This window comes from Streptomyces sp. NPDC026301, from assembly GCF_055567935.1.
In genome coordinates this window covers 1-17,982 of sequence record NZ_JBVHPN010000039.1, presented here as the reverse complement: position 1 = coordinate 17,982, position 17,982 = coordinate 1, and the positions used below count along the sequence as shown (strand labels likewise).

Below are 17,982 nucleotides of genomic sequence, written 5' to 3'. Positions count from 1 at the left end.
CGCCACCGCCGCGAACGTCTCGTACGTGCCCTGCAGGATCCCCTGGGTGCCGATGTAGATCCACGAACCGGCCGTCATCTGCCCGTACATGGTCAGCCCCAGTTGCTCCAGGCGCCGGAACTCCTCCCAGTTCGCCCAGTCCCCCACCAGATTGGAGTTGGCGATCAGGACACGCGGGGCCCACTCGTGCGTCTGCATGACACCCACCGGGCGGCCGGACTGCACCAGCATCGTCTCGTCCTGCTTCAGCGTCCGCAGGGTGCGCACCATCGCGTCGAAGGAGCGCCAGTCGCGGGCCGCCTTGCCGGTGCCGCCGTAGACGACGAGCTTGTCGGGGTGCTCGGCGACCTCCGGGTCCAGGTTGTTCTGGAGCATCCGCAGGGCGGCCTCCTGCTGCCAGCCGAGGGCGGAGAGTTCCGTGCCGCGGGCCGCGCGGACGGGGCGTGCGCCTGTCATGGGGGTGTCCTTTCGAAAGAGCGGGATGGCGGGGGTCAGCGGAGCCGGCCGGTGACCGACTCGGCGGCGCGCAGGGCCTCGCCCGAGGCCACGTACTGCACGGCCGCCTCGATCTCGGGCGCGAGGTAGCGGTCGGTGCCGGGGCCCGGTACGTCCGTGCGGAGACCCGCGACGACCGCGGCGGTGGCCGGGGCCGGGGTGAGCGGGGCGCGGAGGTCCAGGGCGCGGGCCGCGGTGAGGATTTCGATCGCGATGACGCGGGTGAGGCCGTCGATCGCCTTGCGCAGCTTGCGCGCCGCCGCCCAGCCCATGGAGACATGGTCCTCCTGCATGGCGCTGGAGGGGATGGAGTCGACCGAGGCGGGGGCCGCGAGGCGCTTGAGCTCGGAGACGATCGCGGCCTGGGTGTACTGGGCGATCATGTGGCCGGAGTCGACGCCGGGGTCGTCGGCGAGGAACGCGTTGAGGCCGTGGTTGCGGGCCACGTCCAGGAAGCGGTCCGTGCGGCGCTCGGCTATCGAGGCGACGTCGGCGACGGTGATCGCGAGGAAGTCCAGGACGGCGGCGACCGGGGCGCCGTGGAAGTTGCCGTTGGACTCGACGCGGCCGTCGAGGGTGACGACGGGGTTGTCGACGGCGGCGGCGAGCTCGCGGGAGGCCACCAGTTCGGCGTGGCCGAGGGTGTCGCGGGCCGTGCCGTGGACCTGGGGCGAGCAGCGCAGCGAGTACGCGTCCTGCACGCGCGTGCACTCCGGGCCGCGGTGGCTGGCGACGATCGCGGAGTCGGCGAGTACGGCACGGAGGTTGGCGGCGCTGTCGGCCTGGCCGGGGTGCGGGCGCAGGGCCTGGAGGTCGGCGGCGAAGACCGCGTCCGTGCCGAGCTGGCCCTCGACGCTCATGGCGGCGCCGAGGTCGGCGGTGGCCAGCAGCCGGCGCAGGTCGTGGCAGGCCAGGACGAGGGTGCCGAGCATCCCGTCGGTGCCGTTGATGAGGGCCAGGCCCTCCTTCTCGTGCAGGACGACCGGCTCGATGCCGGCGGCGGCGAGCGCCTCGGCGGCCGGGCGCAGCACGCCGTCGGCGTCGCGGACCTCGCCCTCGCCCATGACGGCGAGCGCGCAGTGGGCGAGCGGGGCGAGGTCGCCGGAGCAGCCGAGGGAGCCGTATTCGCGGACGACCGGGGTGATGCCGGCGTTGAGGAGGTCGGCGTAGGCCTGCGCCGTTTCGAGGCGGACGCCGGTACGGCCGGTGGCGAGGGTGGACAGACGCAGCAGCATGAGCGCGCGGATCACCTCGCGCTCGACCTCGGGGCCGGAGCCGGCGGCGTGCGAGCGGACCAGGCTGCGCTGGAGCTGGGCGCGGAGTTCGGTGGGGATGTGCCGGGTGGCGAGGGCGCCGAAGCCGGTCGAGACGCCGTAGTGCGGGGTGACGTCGTCGGCCAGGGCCTCGATGACCTTGCGGCTGCGGGTGATCTCTTCCTGCGCCGCGGGGGAGAGCGTGACGGGGGCGCCGTGGCGGGCGACGGCCACGACATCGTCGGCGGAAAGCGCGCCGACGTCGATAACAACAGTTGACATGCCTCAATGAAGCACCAGGTCAGACCTACTGTTCCATGCCTCACGGAGGCTTTCTGTCTGGGATCCCAGACACTTGCCACGGCCCGGGACGATGCGGCAGGGAGCGCCCCTTCAGGGGCGCGGGGAACTGCGCGAGCAACCACGACGGCGGGGACGCCGGGCGCCGACCCGCACCCCCACGGCGATTACTCTCGGGCCATGGCAACCGTCCCCGCAGCCGCCCAGGTCCTGGCGATCCTCCGGTATCTCGCCGGCCAGCTCGGGCCGGTCCCGGCGGCCGCGATCAGCCGCGACGTAGGTCTGCCCCGCTCGACCACGTACCACCTCCTCGACACCCTCGCGCAGGACGGATTCGTGGCGCATCTACCGGACGAACGCCGGTACGGCCTCGGCGTCAGCGCCTTCGAACTCGCCTCCGGGTACAGCCGCCAGGCGCCCTTCCAGCGGCTGGCGCGGGCGCCGCTGACGGCGCTGGTCGACCGCACGGGGCACAGCGCGCACCTCGCGGTGCTGCACGGCCGCGAGGTCATCTACGTCATCGAGGAGCGGGCGCCGGGGCGGGCGCCGCTGGTGACGGAGGTCGGCGTGCGGCTGCCCGCGCACCTGACGGCCAGCGGCCGGGCCATGCTCGCGCGGCTGCCGCGCGCCCAGGTCCGCGCGCTGTTCCCGGACCCGTCCGCGTTCGTCGTCCGGCACGGCATCGGTCCCGGCTCGCTCTCCGCGCTGCGCCATCTGCTGGTGGAGGTGCGGCGCCGCGGGTACGCCACGGAGGAGGGCGAGGTCACCCCGGGCTTCTCCTCGGTCGCGGCGCCGGTGCTCGACCACGGCGCGCACCCGGTCGCCGGGGTGGCCGTGACCTACCCCGCCGCCGAGGTGTCGGCGGACCAGCAGGCGGGCATCGCCGAGCAGGTGGCCCGTACCGCCCGGGACCTGACGCTGCGGATCGGGGGGACGCTGCCGGTGCCGTAGGGCCGGCGTCCCGTAGGACCCGCGTCTCACGGGTGCATGCGCGCACCCTTGACGATCTTGTCGACGGCGTTCTTCGGCCCGTACACGGCCAGGCCCACGAGGTCGAGCTGATCCCGGCCGACCGCCCGTACGGCGGCCCGGTTGTCCCGGTCGTTGCCGGTCGCGAAGAGGTCGGAGGTGAACACCGAGAGGGCGACGCCACGGCTGAGCGCCCGGCCGTGCGAGGCGGTGAGCGCCTCCTTCGTACCCTCGAAGACCAGCACGGGCTGGCGGAACATCCGCAGGTAGTCGTTGCCGTCGGCGTCCGCGTACGGCTCCCCGATCACGTCGGGGACCTCCGTACCGATACCGCTGACGAGGAAGGCGGTGACGTTCAGCCGCTGCCAGGTCTCCAGGTCCTCGCGCAGCAGGACGGCGATCTTGGTGTCGAAGCGGACGGGTGTGTGCGCGGTGGTGTTCGGGGATTCCATATCGCGGATTCTTCCGATCCGCCCCGCGCCCGGTCTTGTACGTTCTTTGCATGGTCAGCCGTCCTCGCCCGCAGGTCACGGCCTGGCGTCCGGCGGTGGCCGGCATCGCCGAGGTCTACCACGCGCATCTGACCGGCCACGCCTATCCCATGCACACCCACGACGCGTGGACGCTGCTCATCGTCGACGACGGCATGGTGCGCTACGACCTGGACCGGCACGAGCACGGCGCGCTGCGGTCGGGCGTCACGCTGCTGCCCCCGCACGTACCGCACAATGGCTCGCCGATCACACCGGAGGGCTTCCGCAAGCGCGTGCTCTACCTCGATCCCGAGGCGGCGGGCCTGGGCGAGGAGTACATCGGGCTCGCGGTCGACACGCCCGTACTGGAGGACGTCACGCTGCGCGACCGAATCCACCGGCTGCACGACGCCCTCGTCCTGCCCGGCGAGGAGCTGGAGGCCGAGAGCCGGCTCATGGGCGTCGCCGAGCGGCTGCGGCGGCACTTGACGCGGCGCGCTGTGCCGGCCGCGCCGCCCGCCGCCGGTCCGGGCCTCGCCCGGCAGCTGCGGGACCTGCTCGACGCGCGCCTCGGCGAGGGGCTGACGCTCCAGGAGGCGTCCGGCCTGCTGCACGCCCATCCGGCACATCTCGTACGGGCGTTCAGCCGCGAGTTCGCCATCAGTCCGCACCAGTACCTCACCGCGCGCCGCGTCGACCTCGCGCGGCGGCTGCTGCTGGACGGCATGGCGCCGCGGGACGCCGCGGCCGCCGCGGGCTTCCACGACCAGCCGCATCTCACCCGGCACTTCAAGCGTGTCCTCGGCGTTCCGCCGGGGCACTTCACTCCCCGGTACCCGGCTCCAGCGCCGTCACGGTGAACTCGCCGCCGCAGACCCGCAGCCCGGAGGTGCGCAGGGTCATCGACTCCTTGGAGCCGGGCGGGTAGGTCTGGAGGAGGTACGGGCTCTTCCAGCACGGGGTGTCCTTCAGGCCGTCCTGGATGGTGTGCAGTACGGCGTACGCGCTGCCGCCCGGCTTCAGGGTGACGGCCGTGCCCGCCGCGCCCTCGCGGGTGGCGGGGCGGCCGATGATCTGGCCGTCGCGCTGGATCAGCGAGACGCCGGGGTAGCCGCGCAGCGTGCAGGAGGTCTTGCCGTTGTTGGTGAACACCAGCGGGTAGCGGATGTTGCCCGCGCCCACGTCGGCGCGGCCCAGGCGCAGACCCATTCCGGAGGCCGTGCAGCGGTCGGAAGAGGTGTCGGTGGACGCGGCGGAGGCGGTGCGCGCCGAGGCGGTACGCACGGCGGTGCCCTTCGCGGCCTGGCCGGAGGGGGACTTGGCGGCGGCCGAGCTGCCGCCGTCGGCCGCGGCGGACGACGATCCGGAGGCGGCCGCGGAGGACGAGCCCGAAGCCGGCCCCGAGTCGGAAGCGGCGGCGGACGAGGCGGCCGAGGCGCCGGTCTTGACGCCGGAACCGTCGTCCTGACAGGCGGTGAGCGCGAGCGCGGCAGCGGCGGCGATCACCGTGGCGGTGGCGGCCTTGCGGCCGCGGCGGAGGCTGGTGTGGTGCGACATGGAAATCCCCTTACCGGGTCGGTACGTACGGTCCTTTCGGTCCCGCACCATCTACCTTGCCGAGTCCCACTGATGAGCCACTAACACACCACTAACGTGCCGTTCACGCCATCGGTCGGACCGCTTCGTAAAGCCGCGCCAGCAGCTCGTCCAACTCCTTCACCGTAGCGCCGTCCACCAGCCGGCGGAGGAAGAGCACCGGTAGCGTCCGCGGGTCTGCGGCCCTTCCGTACCCGTGGCTGGCTGGCGGAGAACTGAACCGCAGCTAAACTTAACCGGTTTTGCTCCAACTGTTGTACGTGCCGAAGTCTCGTTCTAGCCTCGCTGCCAGCCGCCGGTCGAAGGGGATTTCCTTCCCCGTCTCTTTCGACGCGAGGACGCCAATGAGCGTCCCCGGCGGTGAATTGACGTCCCGCTGCCCGGCGTGAGCCGCTGTATCCACAACCCGGGCAGCAGGATATCCAACCGGCTCGAACATGTCCCTTTCCGGTCTGCCGGCGCCTCGCCGGGACGGACCGCACGAGCCACCACCCTGGGAGCAGCATGAGGAAGAGACTGGCCACCGCAGCGGGAGCGTTACTGGCCCTGGCCGCCGCTGTCCTGGCCGCACCCTCCCCCGCGCAGGCCGATACGCGGGCCGAGACACCGACCGAGACGCGGACCGCACCGGGCTTCCATGTCGCCGACGGCCGGCTTCTGGACGCGAACGGCGAGGAGTTCGTCCTGCGCGGCGTCAACCACGCCCACGCCTGGTATCCCACCAGGACCGCGCAGGCCCTGAAGGACGTCAAGGCGCTGGGCGCCAATTCCGTGCGCGTGGTGCTCGCCACGGGCGACCGCTGGACCAAGAACGACACCGCCGATGTCGCGGCCGTCGTGTCGCAGTGCAAGCAGAACCGGCTCGTCTGCGTCCTGGAGGCGCACGACACCACCGGCTACGGCGAGCAGGCTGGAGCCGTCACGCTCTCCCGCGCGGTCGATTACTGGATCAGCATCAAGGACGCGGTGCAGGGTCAGGAGAAGTACGTCCTCCTGAACATCGGGAACGAGCCGTACGGCAACGGCGCTTCCGGAGCCACGTCGTGGACCGCCGACACCGAGAACGCGATCGGCCGAATGCGGGCGGCCGGATTCGCGCACACGCTCATGGTCGACGCCCCCAACTGGGGCCAGGACTGGTCCTTCACGATGCGCGACCATGCCGCGGAGGTATTCGCCGCGGACCCCGCGAAGAACACGGTGTTCTCCGTCCACATGTACGGCGTATTCAACACCGCCGACAAGGTGAAGGACTACCTCAATCGGTTTACCACTCAGCATCTTCCCCTCGTCGTCGGGGAATTCGGCGACCTGCACTCGGACGGTGATCCGGACGAGGCCGCCATCATGTCCACCGCGCAGCAGCTCGGGGTGGGGTACCTCGGCTGGTCGTGGAGCGGCAACGGCGGCGGTGTCGAGTACCTGGACATGGCCAGCGGTTTCGACGCCGCGCACCTCACTCCCTGGGGGCAGCGCATTTTCGACGGCGCCGACGGCATCAAGCAGACCGCCAAGGAAGCCGGCATCTTCGGCGACAGCGGTACACCCGCCGGGAGTTGCGCGGTCAGTTACCGCATCAGTGACTGGGGCAACTGGTTCAACGCGGACGTCACCATCCGCAACACCGGCACGACGGCCGTCAAGGGCTGGCAGCTCGCGTTCGCCTTCCCCGGCGGCCAGCAGCTCAACCAGGCGTGGAACGCCAAGGCCGTCCAGCAGGGCAGCGAGGTCCGGGCCGCCCATGAGTCCTGGACGGAGACCATCCCGGCCGGAGGCACGGTGAGCTTCGGCTTCAACGGTTCTTCCAGCGGCACCAACGGCGTCCCGGCCGCCTTCGCTCTCAACGGCAGTACCTGCGCGAAGAGCTGACATCCGTCGCCCGGCATGGCAGAGGGCCGCGTCCGCACCGGACGCGGCCCTTTCCGTCTCACGGGGAATGCGTGATCACGGGGAATGCGTGCCCGGCGCCGGAGCGGTGGAACCGCGCGGGGTCAGCGACGGCGTCGGCACCTGAAGGCCCGCGGTGTGCACGCCGCCGATCACGTCGAAGAGCACGCGCGCCACCTCGGCGCCGAAGTGCTGCACGTCGTGGCTCATGGCCGACATCGTCGGGTGGGTGATCCGGCACAGCTGGGAGTCGTCCCACGCCAGCAGCGACAGATCGTCGGGGACGGTGCAGCCCATTTCCGCCGCGACGCCCGCCCCCGCGACCGCCATGATGTCGTTGTCGTAGACGATCGCGGTGGGCCGGTCGGCGGCGAGCAGCAGGGTGCGGGTGGCGCGGGCACCCTCCCTCTCGTCGAAGCCGGTGGCGATCTGCCGCGCCTCCTCCAGGCCCAGTTCCCGTGTCGTCGCGTCGAAGGCGCGGGCCCGGATGGCGCTGTGCCCGAGGTCGGCCGGGCCGCCGACGCGCGCGATGCGCCGGTGGCCGAGCGCCGCCAGATAGCGGACGGCCTCCGCGACCGCGGACGCGTCGTCCGTCCACACCGCCGGGAAGGGGCCGGTGAGGGACGGGTGGCCGACAGCGACCGCGGGCAGGCCGAGCCCCCGCAGGGCGGGCACCCGGGGATCCTCCTCGCGGAAGTCCACCAGGATCGCGCCGGCGATCATCCGGCCGCGCCACCACTCCTTGTAGACCGCGACCTCCTCGTCGAGGTCGCGCACCAGCCGCAGCAGCAGCGAGCAGGACCGCTCCGCCAGGACGCTCTCGATGCCCGAGATGAAGTCCATGTAGAACGGCTCCAGGCCGAGCAGCCGGGCCGGCCGGCACAGGGCCAGCCCGACGATGTCGACCCGCTGGCTGGAGAGGCTGCGGGCGGTGGCACTCGGCGCCCAGCCCAGCTCCCGGGCCACCGCGAAGATCCGCTCACGGGTGGCCTGGGAGACGCCGGGCTTGTGGTTGAAGGCGAGCGACACCGCCCCCTTGGACACCCCGGCCCGGGCCGCGACGTCCTTGATCGTGACCCGCTCCGTGGTGCCGCTCACGCCGGTTCCACACAGAACAGGGCGGACCTGACGTCGTCGGCGGTGACGGCGCCGCAGCCGTCCACACGGATGCGTGTCCGCTCGCCGGGCAGCAGGGTCTGCGGGCCGCTGTCGCAGCCGGCGGCCGGGCCGAGCCGGTCGGGCTGGAGCAGCAGGTCTTTGACGAGGGTATGGGCGCTCACCACGACGTCGACCTTATCCCGCTCCCCCGGTACGGGCTCCAGCCGGACGTCGAAGCGGGGCCGGAGGTGCGCGAAGTCCTTGTCGGGTACGGGGAAGTGCAGGGCGCGCAGCCCGTCGGCGTCGGCGACCAGGAACTCCTTCGCGGACCGCGCGTCCGGTACGAGGTCTTCGGGCACCGCGAGCCTGGCGACGGTACGGGGCTCCGCGGTCACCTCGAGGGCGGTCTCACCGACCGTGGCTCCGTCCGCCGCCACCCGCCGCAGCGTCACCGTCGTACGCCAGGGCTCGGCGGACTGGTTCACCGCGGCGAGTACGGGGCCGTCCGCCCCCGGCTGCAGGGTGAGGAGCCGGTCCGCGTACACCCGGCGCAGCTCGTGGTGGAGGGGCTTCAGGCGGCCGTCGCTGTCGATGGCGGCCCAGGAGGTGACGGGCCAGCAGTCGTTGAGCTGCCAGACGACCGTGCCGGCGCACACGGGCCAGTGCGAGCGCCAGTGCTCGATGCCCGCCGCGACCGCCCGGGCCTGCACGAGCTGGGTCAGGTAGTGCCAGCGGTCGAAGTCCTCCGCGGGCAGTGCGAAGTGGCGGGCGACGCCGCGGTTCAGCTTGCCGTTGCCGTCCTCGGCCTTCTGGTGGTGGAGCATGCCCGGGGAGTCGGGAGCCAGGTCCTCGCCGGGCAGGGCACGCCGCAGGGTGGTCAGCGCGGGCGGTGCCTGCCAGCCGAACTCGGCGACGAACCGCGGCACATTGGCACGGTATTCGGCGTAGTCCTGGCGGTTCCACACCTCCCACGAGTGGTACGTGCCGTGGGCGGGGTCGTTGGGGTGGTGATCCCACGAGCCGGACCAGGGGCTGCCTGCCGCGTACGGGCGGGTGGGGTCCAGCTCGGCGACGATGCGCGGCAGCAGGCCGAGGTAGTACCCCTCGCCCCAGGAGTCGCCGGCGAGGGCACCCTCCCAGTCCCAGTCGCGAAAGCCCCACAGGTTCTCGTTATTGCCGTTCCACAGGACCAGCGAGGGGTGCGGCATGAGCCGGACAACGTTGTCGCGCGCCTCGGCCTCGACCTCGCCGCGCAGCGGCTGTTCCTCCGGGTAGGCGGCGCAGGCGAAGAGGAAGTCCTGCCAGACCATCAGCCCGAGTTCGTCGCAGACGTCGTAGAAGGCGTCGTCCTCGTAGATGCCGCCGCCCCACACCCGTACGAGGTCGACGTTGGCGTCGGCGGCCTGGGTGAGGCGCGTGCGGTAGCGCTCGGGGGTGATCCGGGAGGGGAAGGCGTCGTCGGGGATCCAGTTGACGCCGCGGGCGAAGGTGCGTACGCCGTTGACCACGAGGGTGAAGCCGGTGCCGTGCTCGTCGGCCGAGCGGTCCAGCTCGACGGTACGGAAGCCGATCCGGCGGTGCCAGGTGTCCAGCGGGCCGCCCTCGTCGTCGCTCAGGGTGAGGTCGAGGTCGTACAGGGGCTGTTCGCCGTAGCCGCGGGGCCACCACAGGCGCGGGTCCGGCACCTCCAGGCGCAGCACCGCCTCATCGCCGGTCAGTACGGCCTCGGCGCGGGCGCCGGCCACCCCGGCCTCGGCGCGCAGCGTGCGCCCCCGCCCCTGCGCGGTGCGCTCGATCTCCAGCCGCACCTCCACCCGGCCGGTGCCCTCGTCCACGGTGACCAGCGGGCGGACGTGGGCGATGCGGGCGGTGGACCAGTGCTCCAGCCGCACCGGCCGCCAGATGCCGGCGGTCACCAGCGTGGGCCCCCAGTCCCAGCCGAAGTTGCAGGCCATCTTGCGGATGTACTGCGACGGCTCCGGGTAGACGTTGGGCCGGTCCCCCGTGCCGGCACGGACGGCCGCGGCCTCGTCGTAGGCGGAGGCGAAGCGGACCTCCAGCTGCCCGGTGCGGCCCGTGACGTCGAACCGGTAACGGCGGTGCATGTTGCGGGTCGTGCCGACCGGGCGTCCCCCCAGGGTGAGGTACGCGGCCGTGTCCAGGCCGTCGAAGACCAGGTCGGTGCGCTCGTGCGCGCTGTCGTGGTCGAGGTGGCGGACGTAGGTCCACGCGCGGTGGCCCACCCAGGCGACGTCGGTCTCGTTGCGGCCCAGGAACGGATCGGGGATGGCTCCGGCGGTCAGCAGATCGGTGTGGACGCAGCCGGGCACCGTGGCCTTCAACAGGTCCTCGCCGTGGCGCAGGCTCCAGCCCTCGGTGAGCTGGGTGATGTCCTTCATGGTGCGGCTCCAATCGCCCGACTCGGGCAGGTGGACGGACAACGGCGGACAACCTAACCCGCTGACCAGGCCGTGTCCATAAACCGGTCTAGTTCTCGCCCTCGTTCTGCACCGACCAGTTGTTGCATGTGAGGACCTACAGCCTCGACCCTTCGGTAACGATTGGGCATCGTGCTGGAAATCTGCGCTTTACCGGTTAACACATGGCTGACATAGTGCCGACATCCCACGCGCAGAGCTGAGCCGCGATCATGAAGGAGCTGGGCACATGGGGAAGAAGAAGACGTTCACGGGAGCGCTTCTGGCCGCCGCGATCATGACCGTCGCGGGATGCAGTGGCCAGGGCGCGGCGTCCGGGGAGACGGCGAAGGCACCCGCCGACCCCGCCGACGCCTCGGGCACCATCAAGGTGCTGACCCACCGCACCGACCTCGTCCAGAACGGGACGATGGCCAAGTACGCCGCCGAGTTCAACAAGACCTACCCCAAGGTGAAGGTGAAGTTCGAGGCCCTCACCGACTACGAGGGGGAGGCCAAGATCCGGATGAACACCGACGACTACGGCGACGTCCTGATGATCCCGGCCGCCCTCGCCAAGAACGACTACCCGAAGTTCTTCGCCCCGCTGGGCAGCGCCGGGGAGCTGGGCGGCAAATACCGCTTCAGCGACAAGGCCGAGGTCGGGGGCAAGGCGTACGGCATCAGCACCTTCGGCACCGCCAACGGCTTCCTCTACAACAAGGCGGTCTGGAAGAAGGCCGGCATCACCAAGTGGCCCACCACGCCCCAGCAGTTCATCGGCGACCTGAAGACGATCAAGTCCAGGACGGACTCGGTGCCGTACTACACGAACTTCAAGGACGGCTGGCCGCTGACCTCGTGGAGCAACAACATCGGCTCCGTCACCTGTGACGCCAAGGCCAACGACAAGCTGGCCGCGTCCGCCGCGCCCTGGGCCAAGGGCAGCGATCTGCACGTGATCGACACGCTGCTGTACGACACCGTCAAGGGCGGCCTGTCCGAGAAGGACCCCAACACCACCAACTGGGAAGCGTCCAAGGACATGGTCGCCCAGGGCAAGGTCGCCACCATGCAGCTGGGCTCCTGGGCCATCAACCAGATGCGCGACGCGGCCCGGAAGGACGGCACCGACCCCGACGACATCGGCTTCATGCCCTTCCCGGCGCAGCAGGACGGCAAGTACTGCGCCATCCTCGCCTCCGACTACCAGCAGGCGGTCAACATCCACTCCGGCCACAAGACGGCCGCACGGGCCTGGATCGACTGGTTCACGGAGAAGTCCGGCTTCTCGGCGAAGGAGGGCGCCGTGCCCGCACTGAAGTCCGCTCCCCTGCCCAGCACTCTCAAAGATTTCGTTGACAACGATGTCAGGACCCTGGAACGCTCCGAGGCGAAGACCGGCCAGGTGAACGCGATCGACAACGCGGCCGAAATCGGCCTGAACAAGCCGGACTACCGCCAGAAGCTCATCGACACCGCGCGTGGCGCGCAGCAGGGCAGCCTCGATGGCTTCTTCGCGGACCTCGACAAGCGGTGGCACGAGGCGGCCGGCACCGTCGCTCCCTGACCCCGGCCGGCCCCTCTTCCCTCAGCCGTCACCGGCCCCGCCCGGACCAGCGGACGGGGCCGACCGCCCGTCGCAGATCAGCGGACGATGAAAGGCCCGACATGACCGAGACAACCCACGCGGCACCCGTGAAGGTGCCGCGCGCCACCGCCCCGCCTCCCGAGACCGCGCGCCGCTCCTCGCCTCCGGGCGGCACTCTGCTGCGCCGCGTCACCCCGTGGCTCTTCCTCGCGGTTCCCCTGGTCCTGCTGGTCACGTTCACCTACGTGCCGGTGGGCAACATGATCTATTACAGCTTCACGGACTGGGACGGGGTCAGCCCGGACCGCAACTTCACGGGCGTCGCCAACTACGCGCAGCTGTTCACCCGGCCCGAGCTGTTCCGGGTCTTCTTCGTCAGCTTCTACTACCTCGCGGCGTCCGTCGTGCAGATCGCCATCGCGCTGTACTTCGCGACCGTGCTCAGCTTCGACCTGCGCTTCAGGAATTTCTTCAAGGGCATCCTGTTCTTCCCCTACCTGATCAACGGGGTCGCCATCGGCTTCGTCTTCCTGTACTTCTTCCAGGACGGCGGCACCCTCGACTCGGTGCTGTCCTGGTTCGGGGCCGGCAGCGGCCACGCCTGGCTGGGCGACCCCGAGTCGGCGAACACCTCGCTCGCCGGGGTGTCCGTCTGGCGCTTCACCGGCCTCAACTTCGTGCTCTTCCTCGGCGCGATCCAGTCGATCCCCGGCGAGCTCTACGAAGCGGCCCAGCTCGACGGCGCGAGCAGGTGGCAGCAGTTCCGGCACATCATCGCGCCGAGCATCAAGCCCGTACTCAGCCTGAGCGTCATCCTGGCGATCTCCGGGTCGCTGTCGGTGTTCGAGATTCCCTACATCATGACCGGCGGCGCGACCGGCACCACGACCTTCGTCGTCCAGACGGTCAAGCTCGCCTTCCAGTTCAACAAGACGGGCCTGGCGTCGGCCGCCGCCGTCGTGCTGCTCCTGATCATCCTGCTGATCACCTGGATCCAGCGCCGCCTCGTACCCGACGAGAAGGTGGACCTCGTATGACCACGCCCCTGCCCGTACGGCGCCGCCGGCTCGCGCCCGCCCTGACCTACCTGTCGCTGAGCGTCGCGTCGCTGGTCGTCCTCGTCCCGCTCGTCGTCGTCCTCCTCACCTCCCTGAAGACCTCCAGGGAGGTGGCCGACGGCGGCGCCCTGTCGCTGCCCGGCGACTGGCTCAACTTCGGCAACTACGTCACGGCGTTCACCGACGGCAAGATGCTGTCCGCCTTCGCCAACACCGCGCTCATCCTGCTGTTCTCCGTCACGGGAACGGTGCTCATCGGCTCGATGACCGCGTACGCCATCGACCGCTTCGACTTCCGGGCGAAGAAACCGGTCATGGCGCTGTTCCTGATCGCCACCCTCATACCCGGGGTCACCACCCAGGTCGCGACCTTCCAAGTGGTCAACAGCTTCGGCCTGTTCAACAGCCTCTGGGCGCCGATCCTGCTGTACATGGGGACGGACATCGTCTCGATCTACATCTTCCTGCAGTTCATCCGCGGCATCCCGGTCTCGCTCGACGAGGCCGCGCGCCTGGACGGGGCGAACTCCCTCACCATCTACTGGAAGATCATCCTGCCGCTGCTCAAACCGGCGATCGCCACGGTCGTCATCATCAAGGGGATCACCGTCTACAACGACTTCTACATCCCCTTCCTCTACATGCCCTCCGAAGACCTCGGCACCATCTCCACGGCGCTCTTCCGCTTCAAGGGCCCCTTCGGCGCGCACTGGGAGAACATCTCGGCCGGCACCATCCTGGTGATCGTCCCGACCCTGCTCGTGTTCCTCTTCCTCCAGCGCTACATCTACAACGGCTTCGCGCAGGGCGCGACCAAATGACACCGTCCGGCGCCGCGGTCACCGCCCGCCGAAGTCCGGCAGTGCCATGCGGCAGATGCGGGCCCAGGTGGAGGCGTACTGCTTGATGAGCGGGCCGGTGGTGTACGGGATGCCGTGCGCGGTGAGCGTTTCGCGGACCCGGGGAGCGATCTCCGCGTAGCGGTTGCTGGGCAGGTCCGGGAAGAGGTGATGTTCGATCTGGTGACTGAGGTTGCCGGTGAGGATGTGGAAGACGGCGCCGCCCTCCAGGTTGGCCGAGCCGAGCGCCTGGCGCTGGTACCACTGGCCGCGGGTCTCGTTCTCGATCTCCTCTTCGGTGAAGGAGCGGACGCCGTCGGGGAAGTGGCCGCAGAAGATCACCGCGTGCGCCCACAGGCTGCGCGCGGTGTTGGCGGTGAAGTTGCCGAGCAGGCAGGGCACGGCGGAGGGCCCGGCGAGCAGCGGGAAGAGCAGGTAGTCCTTGGCGGCCTGGCGGGCGGCCTTGCGCGCCGTGTTCGTGGCATCGCGGAGGAAGGCCCGCAGGGGCTTGCGGCGTTGGAGTACGGCGTCGGCCTCCAGGTCGTACAGGGCCGCCAGCCACTCGAAGAAGGGCGCACTCAGGGCCGTGTAAAGGGGTTGGAAGAGGTAGACGGGGTGCCACGGCTGGTCCTTGCTCATCCGCAGGACGGTGAAGCCGAGGTCGCGGTCGCGGCCGACGACGTTGGTCCAGCTGTGGTGGATGTTGTTGTGGGTGTGTTTCCAGGCGTCGGAGGGGGTGGGGTTGTCCCACTCCCAGGTGGTGGAGTGGATCGCCGGGTCGCGCATCCAGTCCCACTGGCCGTGCATGATGTTGTGCCCCAGTTCGAGGTTCTCCAGGATCTTGGCGGTGGCCAGGGCGGCGGTGCCGGCGAGCCAGGCCGGCGGCAGCACGGACACGGCCAGGGCCGCGCGCCCGCCGATCTCCAGTCGGCGGTGGACGGCCACGACGGTGTGGATGTAGCGGGCGTCCTCGGCGCCACGACGGGCCAGGACATCGGCACGGATACGGTCGAGTGCGCGGCCGAGGCCTTCGGTGTCCGTGCCGCGCGGCGGCGCGTCGGACGGGTCGGTCGCGTCGGACGGGTCGGACGGGGCGGCCCGGTCGGGCAGGGCCGGATCGGTCGGAACGACTGTGGCCATGGTGGAGGCTCCTCCGGTGAGGCGCGCAGGGACGCACAGGACGATGCGAGGGTTCAAGAGCTCACAGGTCGAGGGTGACGGGGCCGTGCGGGGCCGAGACGCAGGTCTGGATCAGGTCGCCCGGCTCGCCGTGCACCTGGCCGGTGCGCAGGTCGCGGACCCGGCCGTGCAGGAGCGGGCTGACGCAGCCGTAACAGATGCCCATGCGGCAGCCGCTCGGCATGGCCACCCCGGCGGCCTCTCCGGCGTGGAGCAGCGGCGTACCGGGGCCGGTGTCGGCCGTCACGTCGCTTGCCGCGAAGTGCACCCGTGTGCCGCCCTGGCCCTTTCCGCCGACGGTGCCGGACGGCGGGGGCGGTGCGGGGCGGAAACGCTCGATGCGGAGGCGGTCCGCGAGTCCTTCCGCGGCCCAGTGGCGTTCGGCGGCCGTCAGCAGGGCGGTGGGGCCGCAGGCCCAGGTGTCGCGCTCCCGCCAGTCCGGGCAGACGGCGGGCAGTAGCGCCGGGGTGAGGTGACCGGCCGGGCGGACACCGGCGCGCGTGTGGTGCTCGTGCAGCCGGAACCAGGGCAGGTGCTCCTCCATCGCCCGCAGTTCCGGTCCGAAGACCGTGCGGGCGGGATCGGGAGCGGAGTGCACCAGCAGCACGTCCGTGCCCGGCGCGAGCCGTGCGCCGCCGGCCAGGGCCCGCAGCATGGCCATGACCGGGGTGATGCCGATTCCGGCGGTGAGTAGCAGCAGCCGCCGGGGAGGCGGGTCGGGCAGGTGGAAGTCGCCCTGGGCCGGGCCGAGGCGCAGCACATCGCCCGGGCGGAGACGGTGGGCCAGGTAGCGGGAGACGCGGCCGTCCGGCAGGGCCTTGACCGTGATCGAGAACGGGGCTCCGGGCGCGCCGGGTGGCGTGGTGAGCGAGTAGGTGCGCCAGTGCAGTACCCCGCCGATCCGCACCCCCACCGGGGTGTACTGCCCGGCCCGGCGTGCGGGCCGCCAGCCGTGACCGGGGCGGATCACCAAGGTCACCGTGTCCGTCGTCGCCGTCCGTACCTCCGCCACCCGTCCGGCCGGACACCGCCGGGACAGCAGCGGATCGGCCAGGGCCAGGTAGTCGTCCGGGAGCAGGGGCGTGGTCAGCCGGCCCGCCGCTCCCAGCGCCAGACGTACCACTCGCTCGGACAGCACGGTGCGGTGCAAGAGATGGACCATGCTCCGGATGTCCTCTCCTCATCGACGAGGAACTCGATCACTGGGACGAGGCAGCACGCGCTACAGCGCGGCAGGCCGTCCACTGTTGCGGGCCCGGGGCGGAAGGCAAAGCGCCAGGGCCGGTATTCCGCCGCGGCCGGACCGTACGCCTGACGGCATTCCGCGGCGATCCCCTGCCGGACGGACCGCCCGACGCACGAACCGGCTGGTCCGCGGACGGCAACGGCGGTCGAGCGTCTTGACCGGAACCCATACCCCCCAAGCCCCCTGGGACTTCCGGCAGCCTGCTGTGGCAGAAACGCTGCGTCCGGAGGGAGCCGATATCTGTGGCCGCGGAGAGAGAATTCGGCGCGAGGCGCGCTGAGGGTTTCTTGTGCGACAGGCGGAGTGGAATTTTTCACCACCCGAGGCCGACCGTACCGTGCTACTGTCGATCTCAGTTGCAGTTGTGGTTCCCGAAAACTTCAAGTGCCCGCACCGTGTTTTTCTGCCGGTGCGAGTGCTTTTGTATTTCCGGTCATTTCCGGCGGGGTAATCATCGCGGCGACGCGGAGTCCGCAAGGTGTGGGCTCCGGGCACTGCCCCGAAGGAGAATTAAAATGGCTGCTGGTACCGTGAAGTGGTTCAACGCGGAAAAGGGCTTCGGCTTCATCGAGCAGGACGGCGGCGGCCCCGACGTCTTCGCCCACTACTCGAACATCGCCGCCCAGGGCTTCCGTGAGCTTCAGGAAGGCCAGAAGGTGAACTTCGACATCGCGCAGGGCCAGAAGGGCCCGACGGCCGAGAACATCGTTCCCGCCTGACGCTGACGCATCATCGCAGCTGGGGCCCGCACCTTGGGGTGCGGGCCCCGGCTCGTTGCTTTTCGGGGCGCCCCCACCCGTGCCGCGCATCGCGCCGCGCACCGCCCCTCTCTCTCCCCCCCGCGGCCCCATTCCTGGACACACACAGTCGCCATAGGGTGCACGCCCCACACAGAACTGCGAATTCAATTCGTTGGTTCCTCGGGGCTTCGATGGCTCGCTCGTTCGGAGCGTGCCAGTTATTCGACCGTGTCGGCTCGTCGACCACCTATCGCCAGGCAGGCCCGCTTTCGCATTTCACTCGGCTCGTTCTCGCAATTCTCCGCTCTGTTGCACTCGCTGCGGGAATTCCTTGGTACGCGCCGCATCAAGGAAGGTTTCGCATGAACCACACACGCACGAACGATCGCTACGGCCGCACTCGCACCGGTAGTACCGGCTCCGGAAAGGGCGGCGGCCGCTTCGGCGCTACGTCTTCTGGCCGTTCCGGCGCTTCGCGACCCAGCCGTTCGGGTGGTTACGGGCGGCAGAAATCCGCGCCTCAGGGTGAGTTCGCGTTGCCGGTGACGGTGACGCCCGGGCTGCCCGCCGTCGAGGCGTTCGCCGATCTGGAGATGCCCGCGCCGCTGCTGGCCGAACTCGGTGCGCAGGGCGTGAGCACGCCGTTCCCGATCCAGGCGGCCACCCTGCCCAACTCCCTGGCCGGCCGCGATGTACTGGGCCGCGGCCGCACCGGCTCCGGCAAGACCCTCGCCTTCGGCCTCGCGCTGCTGGGCCGCACCGCCGGACAGCGCGCCGAGCCGCGCCGCCCGCTGGCCCTGGTCCTGGTGCCCACCCGCGAGCTGGCCCAGCAGGTCACCGA

The 17,982-nt window shown here is 70.6% G+C and carries 15 protein-coding genes and 1 pseudogene; 8 read left to right on the top strand and 8 right to left on the bottom strand.

What is annotated here, in order from left to right; translation table 11 throughout:
• Together ACZ4MH_RS33855 and hutH are read right to left on the bottom strand one after the other, a co-directional pair.
• Positions 1 to 456, bottom strand: a pseudogene (locus tag ACZ4MH_RS33855) (urocanate hydratase); the annotation flags it as partial.
• A 35-nt stretch (positions 457 to 491) separates the two neighbouring features.
• Positions 492 to 2,030, bottom strand: a complete 1,539-nt coding sequence (gene hutH / locus ACZ4MH_RS33850; RefSeq protein ID WP_351599616.1) for a histidine ammonia-lyase — start codon at positions 2,028 to 2,030, stop codon at positions 492 to 494.
• Between the two features lie 198 nt (positions 2,031 to 2,228).
• On the opposite strand from hutH, the gene ACZ4MH_RS33845 reads away from it, so the two are divergent.
• Positions 2,229 to 2,999, top strand: coding sequence for an IclR family transcriptional regulator (locus ACZ4MH_RS33845; RefSeq protein WP_351599617.1), 771 nt, complete (start codon positions 2,229 to 2,231; stop codon positions 2,997 to 2,999).
• A 26-nt stretch (positions 3,000 to 3,025) separates the two neighbouring features.
• Here the strand turns inward: ACZ4MH_RS33845 and ACZ4MH_RS33840 are convergent, their stop codons facing one another.
• Positions 3,026 to 3,469, bottom strand: a complete 444-nt coding sequence (locus tag ACZ4MH_RS33840; protein WP_351599618.1) for a DUF2000 domain-containing protein — start codon at positions 3,467 to 3,469, stop codon at positions 3,026 to 3,028.
• 50 nt (positions 3,470 to 3,519) lie between these two features.
• On the opposite strand from ACZ4MH_RS33840, the gene ACZ4MH_RS33835 reads away from it, so the two are divergent.
• Positions 3,520 to 4,350 carry an AraC family transcriptional regulator gene (locus tag ACZ4MH_RS33835; RefSeq protein ID WP_351599619.1) on the top strand — a complete coding sequence of 277 codons (831 nt, stop codon included), beginning with the start codon at positions 3,520 to 3,522 and terminating at the stop codon, positions 4,348 to 4,350.
• On the opposite strand, the gene ACZ4MH_RS33830 is transcribed toward ACZ4MH_RS33835, so the two are convergent.
• Complete coding sequence (locus ACZ4MH_RS33830) at positions 4,313 to 5,047, bottom strand: DUF4232 domain-containing protein (RefSeq protein WP_351599620.1); 735 nt, start codon at positions 5,045 to 5,047, stop codon at positions 4,313 to 4,315. The two genes, ACZ4MH_RS33835 and ACZ4MH_RS33830, sit on opposite strands and share 38 nt — an antisense overlap.
• A 543-nt stretch (positions 5,048 to 5,590) precedes the next feature.
• Here ACZ4MH_RS33830 and ACZ4MH_RS33825 point away from each other — a divergent pair.
• Positions 5,591 to 6,955 carry a cellulase family glycosylhydrolase gene (locus tag ACZ4MH_RS33825; protein ID WP_351599621.1) on the top strand — a complete coding sequence of 455 codons (1,365 nt, stop codon included), beginning with the start codon at positions 5,591 to 5,593 and terminating at the stop codon, positions 6,953 to 6,955.
• A gap of 75 nt (positions 6,956 to 7,030) precedes the next feature.
• Here the strand turns inward: ACZ4MH_RS33825 and ACZ4MH_RS33820 are convergent, their stop codons facing one another.
• Both ACZ4MH_RS33820 and ACZ4MH_RS33815 read right to left on the bottom strand, forming a co-directional pair.
• Positions 7,031 to 8,071: a LacI family DNA-binding transcriptional regulator gene (locus ACZ4MH_RS33820; RefSeq protein WP_351599622.1), complete on the bottom strand. Its 1,041-nt coding sequence runs from the start codon at positions 8,069 to 8,071 to the stop codon at positions 7,031 to 7,033.
• The gene (locus ACZ4MH_RS33815; protein WP_351599623.1) at positions 8,068 to 10,470 is read right to left on the bottom strand and encodes a glycoside hydrolase family 2 protein; all 2,403 of its coding nucleotides are present in this window, start codon (positions 10,468 to 10,470) and stop codon (positions 8,068 to 8,070) included. The genes ACZ4MH_RS33820 and ACZ4MH_RS33815 overlap by 4 nt, the downstream gene beginning before the upstream one ends.
• Before the next feature lie 268 nt (positions 10,471 to 10,738).
• Here ACZ4MH_RS33815 and ACZ4MH_RS33810 point away from each other — a divergent pair, with 268 nt between their 5' ends.
• The 3 genes from ACZ4MH_RS33810 (at position 10,739) to ACZ4MH_RS33800 (ending at position 13,958) form a co-directional block, all read left to right on the top strand.
• On the top strand, positions 10,739 to 12,058 hold the full coding sequence (locus ACZ4MH_RS33810; RefSeq protein WP_351599624.1) for an ABC transporter substrate-binding protein: 1,320 nt from the start codon (positions 10,739 to 10,741) through the stop codon (positions 12,056 to 12,058).
• A gap of 101 nt (positions 12,059 to 12,159) precedes the next feature.
• Positions 12,160 to 13,116: a carbohydrate ABC transporter permease gene (locus ACZ4MH_RS33805; protein WP_351599625.1), complete on the top strand. Its 957-nt coding sequence runs from the start codon at positions 12,160 to 12,162 to the stop codon at positions 13,114 to 13,116.
• Positions 13,113 to 13,958, top strand: a complete 846-nt coding sequence (locus tag ACZ4MH_RS33800) for a carbohydrate ABC transporter permease (RefSeq protein ID WP_351599626.1) — start codon at positions 13,113 to 13,115, stop codon at positions 13,956 to 13,958. Before ACZ4MH_RS33805 ends, ACZ4MH_RS33800 begins: the two co-directional genes overlap by 4 nt.
• Before the next feature lie 18 nt (positions 13,959 to 13,976).
• Here the strand turns inward: ACZ4MH_RS33800 and ACZ4MH_RS33795 are convergent, their stop codons facing one another.
• Together ACZ4MH_RS33795 and ACZ4MH_RS33790 are read right to left on the bottom strand one after the other, a co-directional pair.
• Positions 13,977 to 15,116: a fatty acid desaturase family protein gene (locus tag ACZ4MH_RS33795; RefSeq protein WP_351599627.1), complete on the bottom strand. Its 1,140-nt coding sequence runs from the start codon at positions 15,114 to 15,116 to the stop codon at positions 13,977 to 13,979.
• Between the two features lie 61 nt (positions 15,117 to 15,177).
• The gene (locus ACZ4MH_RS33790) at positions 15,178 to 16,317 is read right to left on the bottom strand and encodes a ferredoxin reductase (RefSeq protein WP_351599628.1); all 1,140 of its coding nucleotides are present in this window, start codon (positions 16,315 to 16,317) and stop codon (positions 15,178 to 15,180) included.
• A gap of 599 nt (positions 16,318 to 16,916) precedes the next feature.
• Between ACZ4MH_RS33790 and ACZ4MH_RS33785 the strand changes: the two genes are divergently transcribed.
• Positions 16,917 to 17,120: a cold-shock protein gene (locus tag ACZ4MH_RS33785; protein WP_031141049.1), complete on the top strand. Its 204-nt coding sequence runs from the start codon at positions 16,917 to 16,919 to the stop codon at positions 17,118 to 17,120.
• A 383-nt stretch (positions 17,121 to 17,503) separates the two neighbouring features.
• The coding region (locus ACZ4MH_RS33780; RefSeq protein ID WP_351599629.1) for a DEAD/DEAH box helicase at positions 17,504 to 17,982 on the top strand (479 nt) is incomplete at its 3' end.